General features: G+C 62.8%; 7 protein-coding genes. 3 read left to right on the forward strand and 4 right to left on the reverse strand.

Annotated elements, in window-relative coordinates; translation table 11 throughout:
- Window positions 1-522 (forward strand): pyridoxal-phosphate-dependent aminotransferase family protein (locus C493_RS00005; protein WP_007257318.1); only part of this gene is annotated, 522 nt, incomplete at its 5' end.
- A gap of 202 nt (window positions 523-724) precedes the next feature.
- Here C493_RS00005 and C493_RS00010 read toward each other — a convergent pair.
- Both C493_RS00010 and C493_RS00015 read right to left on the reverse strand, forming a co-directional pair.
- Complete coding sequence (locus tag C493_RS00010; RefSeq protein ID WP_007257319.1) at window positions 725-1,030, reverse strand: DUF7116 family protein; 306 nt, start codon at window positions 1,028-1,030, stop codon at window positions 725-727.
- Window positions 1,031-1,320: 290 nt separating this feature from the next.
- On the reverse strand, window positions 1,321-1,557 hold the full coding sequence (locus C493_RS00015; RefSeq protein ID WP_007257320.1) for a DUF5816 domain-containing protein: 237 nt from the start codon (window positions 1,555-1,557) through the stop codon (window positions 1,321-1,323).
- Between the two features lie 145 nt (window positions 1,558-1,702).
- Here C493_RS00015 and C493_RS00020 point away from each other — a divergent pair, with 145 nt between their 5' ends.
- The gene (locus tag C493_RS00020; RefSeq protein ID WP_007257321.1) at window positions 1,703-2,113 is read left to right on the forward strand and encodes a universal stress protein; all 411 of its coding nucleotides are present in this window, start codon (window positions 1,703-1,705) and stop codon (window positions 2,111-2,113) included.
- A 154-nt stretch (window positions 2,114-2,267) separates the two neighbouring features.
- Here C493_RS00020 and C493_RS00025 read toward each other — a convergent pair whose 3' ends face one another.
- Window positions 2,268-2,699, reverse strand: coding sequence for a universal stress protein (locus C493_RS00025; RefSeq protein WP_007257322.1), 432 nt, complete (start codon window positions 2,697-2,699; stop codon window positions 2,268-2,270).
- Between the two features lie 112 nt (window positions 2,700-2,811).
- Window positions 2,812-3,843 carry a mechanosensitive ion channel family protein gene (locus C493_RS00030; protein ID WP_007257323.1) on the reverse strand — a complete coding sequence of 344 codons (1,032 nt, stop codon included), beginning with the start codon at window positions 3,841-3,843 and terminating at the stop codon, window positions 2,812-2,814.
- A gap of 158 nt (window positions 3,844-4,001) precedes the next feature.
- On the opposite strand from C493_RS00030, the gene trmB reads away from it, so the two are divergent.
- Window positions 4,002-5,066, forward strand: coding sequence for an HTH-type sugar sensing transcriptional regulator TrmB (gene trmB / locus C493_RS00035; RefSeq protein ID WP_007257324.1), 1,065 nt, complete (start codon window positions 4,002-4,004; stop codon window positions 5,064-5,066).
- Window positions 5,067-5,222 lie beyond the last annotated feature (156 nt).

Consider the following 5,222-nt stretch of genomic DNA (forward strand, 5'->3'; position numbering starts at 1 on the left):
GAGAAGGTTCTCTCCCGGGAGGAAGACCCGCGCTCGTGGTACCTCGACCTCTCCTTGCTCGAGGGCTACTGGGGCGACGAACGCGCCTACCACCACACGGCGCCGATCACGAACGTTTACGCGCTTCGAGAGGCGCTGCGGCTGGTCGCCGAGGAAGGCATCGAGCAGCGTTGGGCGCGCCACGAACGGCTCGCCGGCGCTCTGAAAGCCGGCGTCGAGGGAATGGGCCTCGAGATGAACGCACCCGACGAGTACTGGCTGCCGAGTCTGAACGCCGTTCGCGTTCCCGACGGGATCGACGACGGCGAGGTCTGCTCGGAACTGCTCGAGCGCTACGATCTCGAGGTCGCGAGCGGCCTCGGTGATCTGGACGGCGAGATTTTCCGGATCGGCTGTATGGGACACTCGGCGCGGCCTGAGAACGTGATCTACGTGGTGACGGCGCTCGGCGACGTCCTCGAGTCGATGGGTGCGAACGTCGATCCCGGTGCCGGCGTTTCGGCGACGCGAGACGCACTGTGACCAACCCTGCTCGCTCACTCCGCGTTGCTCCGTTCGCTCCCTGAGGAAGGGGGCTTAGCGCACTCATTTTCAGCTAAAAATTGGGGGCAGTAAGGTGCTGTCGACTGTGACCGCGACCGGGAGTCAAATCGTATTGGGTTGGGACGGTCGGGTCGAGTCGAGTCGCGTCGCGGATCGTGAGTCGTGATTTCTGGCGGCGGTACTACGCGGAGACGCGCGGTCCTGGTGGGGCTCGTTCGACCTGATAGTCGTCTCCGTCGACGACGATGATCGCCCACTCGTACTCCGGATTCGTACTCCGAAGCCGGTTCTCGAGATCGTCTGCATCTTCGGGCTCGGCGACGAAACAGTGAAACTGTCCTGACTCCGTCGGAAGCTCTGCTGTCTCGAGGATAGTGTTGACGTGTACGACCTTCCACTCTCGTTCGGCACGGAACGTCGGGCCGTTTCCTTCGACGGTGTAGCCGAGTTCTGCGAAGATCGACCTGGCCTGCTCGACGAGTCGCATGTTAACAGGACCCATTCACTACGTCGCTACGGCGCCAACTACCATAAATGTTGGTCCGTCACGAGAAGCCGCCGCTACTTTCCAGAAATAAAGAGCCATACGGCGATTACAAGTTACAAAGTCGAACTTTCACTCGAGTTTGGTGAACGAAACACTTCGTTATCGAAGGTGGGCATCGAGTCTGGCGGGCATCGCTATCGGACGAACGCGAGTTTCCACAGTAAAGTAGCGGCAAGAACGGTGCGCCAGGATATATGGCGATTCGGGCCGGTAGGGGAGTAACGCGGCCGTTACTCGTGGGCAGCGTCCCACTCGGTCGGCTTTCGGAAGTTACCACACGCGTTGCACTTGATCCGTCCCATCGAGTCCATCGCGTTGTCGAAGCTCTCGCAGTTCGTACAGAACCAGCCGTAGCGCGTCTGTGCATCGCGGGATTCGTAGGCTGCGAGGAACGGGCCCTTCGAACCTCGATCGCCCTCGGTCTCCGATACGTAGACCGTCCCGTCCGCGGTGGACCGTGATTGCATACCTCGACGTAGCAGTGCGCTCGGTAAATGGCTGTCTGTCCGCGGTCCGACGCAGCCGGCTGTCCACCGGAGACATGGTAATAGTTCACAACCGTGACTGTCCGTACTGAAAGGTTTACCCGGCCGGGAATCGTTCGGTTGTGTAATGTCGCTGGTCGTGGTCCCCGTTCGGTATCCGTTGTCGAGACACTCGAAGCGCACGCTCGAGCAGGCGATCGAGATCGCCGACGAGCGTGATGCGGCGCTGACGGTGTTGCACGTCGACCTCTACCAGAACGGGCGGAAGGTGACGCGGATCGACCTGAAAACGGCCGTCGAACAGTCGTTCGGACGGATCGACAACGCTCGGTACGTCGTCCGTTCGGGGTTTCTGGTCGAGGAGAGTATTCTCGACGAAGTCGCGGCCGAAGGCGCCGACGCGGTCGTCATCGGCAGCCAACAGGCGAGTCGGCTGCGGCGTATCTTCCGTCGCTTGACGGACAACCCCAATATCGATCAGTACCTGCGAACGCATCTCGACTGTGAGGTTATTACGGTCGAGAGCGCGAAAGCGTAGCCCGACGTCGTCGACCGACTCCGTCGGCCGTCGTCCGTCGCCGTCGTTTCCCTCCCGATTCTGCGCGTCTCTCAACGGGGTACTGTCCGTCAGGTCCAGCGCACCCGCGACCCGGGCGGCGGGTGCGCCGGGGACATCGGGACAGCAATCCGTATCAGGCGTTTCGAACGACGAAAACCGGAATCGACGCGTTGTCGACGACCCGTTCGGAGACGCTCCCGAGCGAGGTGACCTTCTCGCGAGGACTCTTGCCCTGCGTTCCGATAACGATCAGGTCGATTCCGTTGTCCTCGGCGTACTCGAGGATCGTCTTCGACGGCGTCCCCTTCTCGACGGCGGTTTCGGTCTCGAGGCCGCGTGCCGAGGCGTCGTCGGCGACGTCGGCGACGGCCGTCTGGCCCTCGTCCTCGAGCGACCGCTCGAGTTCGGGGCCGGTCTCCTCGGTTGCCGCGGCGGTGATTCGGCTATCGACGACGTACAGCGCGTGGACCGTGGCGTCGTTGTCCTCGGCGATCGGGAGTCCGTGTGCGAGCGTTTCGGTGATCGTTGCGCTCCCGTCCGTTGGAACGAGGATATCGTCGTACATGACAGCAGGTACTTCGCAGGGTGAGCGGATAAAAGACCACCTCGGTTACCACGTTACGGAAGGTCGACGGCGACCCCGAAGGGAAGCGTCGACTCGACTGCCCCCGTCGTGCTCAGCGATCGGCCGCGTCATCGACGTCGGTGTCCGCGCCGACGGCGTGATCTCCATCGCTGTCGCCATCGGCGTCGGCGGCCCGTTCGTCACCGTCCGCGGCGGCCGCCGTCCGATCGGATTCCGAGGCAGCGGCGATGACTCGCGCGACGCCGCTCGAGTCGTCGAACACGTGATGACGGTGGGGGTAGGCGAACTCGACGTCGGCGTCCGCGTATCGCTCGTGGATGGCCGCCTGCACCGCAGAACGAGCGACGGCCTGCTTGTAGGGGTGTTTGATCCAGAAGAGGAGCGTGAGGGCGATCCCGTCGTCGGCGTACTCGTCGATGACGCAGGCCGGGGCGGCGCCGTAACGGGCACTCCCGATTCGGATGTCCGGGCCGCCGGAGATGACCACGTCGACGTTTCGGGCGGCCCGTTCGGCCTGTCGGCGGGCGACTTCGAGGTCGCTGTCGTAGGTGATCTCGAAATCGAGCGAGAGGCGCGTGCGTTCGTCCTCGGCGGAGTAGTTGATCACGTCGCGCTCGTGGATCTCGGAGTTTGGGATGACGATGAACGTATTCTGAAGGGTGAAGATCTTGGTGTAGCGAATCGTGATGTCCTCGACGAACCCCTTGTGGCCTTCGTCAGTGACCTCGATCATGTCGCCGATCTCGTAGGGCCGATCGGAGAGGACGAAAAAGCCGTTGATCAGGCTTCCGACGAGCGGTGCGAGGACGACGGCGATAATCGCGGAGATGACCGTCACCGAGAGGAGAATCTGGGTGTCGCCGACGCCGAGAATCGTCAGCGCGACGATCAGCGAGATCACCAGAACGGAGATCCGAACGCCGCGCAGAACGGTACGGGTGACGCTGGGACGCTCGATCTGCCGAGCGACGGTCCGGCCGGTAAGTCTGACGACGACCTTCGAGAGGTACCAGCCGATGAGCAACACCGCGATTGCGATGACGAACTCGGCCGCGTCGAACGGCAGGAGGCCGCGAACGTCTTCGACCGCCTCGTTCTCGTTCAACTGTCCCAGCCCGCGCATGGAGTCACACTCTGGGCCGCTGTGGTTAAGCGTTCTGACTGTCACGGCCACGTTAGCTATCTGAGACCAATACACACGGTGTAGACAACCCAATTTCGAAAATAGGTGCTACTCAGAGTATAATAAATCATTTATCCGTCGGCGGCGTAGGCCGATACATGGCACCAGACGAACTCCGATCGACCGTCGAACAGGTCGGCGATCGGTTCAATCTCGGCGAGTACGAGATCGACGCCTATCTGACCGTCCTCGAGCAGGGTCAGCTCACCGCCAGCGAAATCGCGGACCGAACCGACATTCCCCAGCCGCGGGTCTACGACACGGTTCGCAGTCTGAGCGACCGCGGACTGGTCGAACTCCGCGAGTCCCGTCCGATGAAGGTCGTCGCGATCGATCCGGAGGAGGCCTTCGAGAACGTCCAGAACTCGCTTGCAGAGATGATCAACGAGCTCGAGGCGCGGTACACCGCGCCCGCGCGCGACACGGAAGCGGTCTCTCTCGTAAAATCCCGATCGACGATCCTGCGCTACCTCGAGGAAGTCATCGACAACGCGGAGTACGAACTGTCGCTGTCGCTGACGCCCGATCTGCTGACGCGCTTCGAGGAGGACGTGCGAGCGGCCGTCGACGCCGGTGTCAGCGTCGACCTGATCGTGACGCCGGCCGGCGAGGCACCCGATCCGGAGGAGTTCGAGTACGAGGCGGTCGCGACGACGGCCCGCGCCCGCCGCGGGATCACGACGCCGGTCATCGCCGTCGCCGACGGCAACTACTCGATCTACGCGACCCAAGACGCCCTGCGCGACGACCAGGACCGCTACGGCGTCATCTTCAACCGCTCCGCGCTCGGCTTCCTCGTCTCCGGGTTCTTCGGAACCGTCCTCTGGACGACGGCCGAACGGACCCTCGGCGAGGACGGCGGATCCCGAACGTACCCGCGCAAGTACGCGACGATCCGTCGCTGCGTCAAGGACGTTATGGAGGAAGGCGGCGAGTTCTACGCGACGATCGAAGGCCGAGACGTCGACGTCGGCGGCCCCCGCGTCGTCCGCGGACGCATCCTCGACGTCTCCTTCGAGGTCAGCGAGGAGGTCGCCAGCCTCACTCTGGAAACTGACGACGGCGAAGAGCTTTCGATCGGTGGCCGCGTCGCCGCGCTCGAGGATATCGAAGCCCACGAGATTCACATCGGCCGTCACGAGCCGCCGACGCTCGAGGAGTAAGCTTCGAGAGAGCGAGGATCTGTCGTAGTTGCAAGGTGTCGTCGATCGTCGCGGGCTGCGGTTGTGTTTATATACTGAACAGGCGCAATACCACGTCGTTTACGGCGTGGATACGCGCCGTCACTTGGGAATCTATCCACGCAAGGCTGCCAATCT

The sequence above is a fragment of the Natronolimnohabitans innermongolicus JCM 12255 genome (assembly GCF_000337215.1).
Lineage (GTDB): Archaea > Halobacteriota > Halobacteria > Halobacteriales > Natrialbaceae > Natronolimnohabitans > Natronolimnohabitans innermongolicus.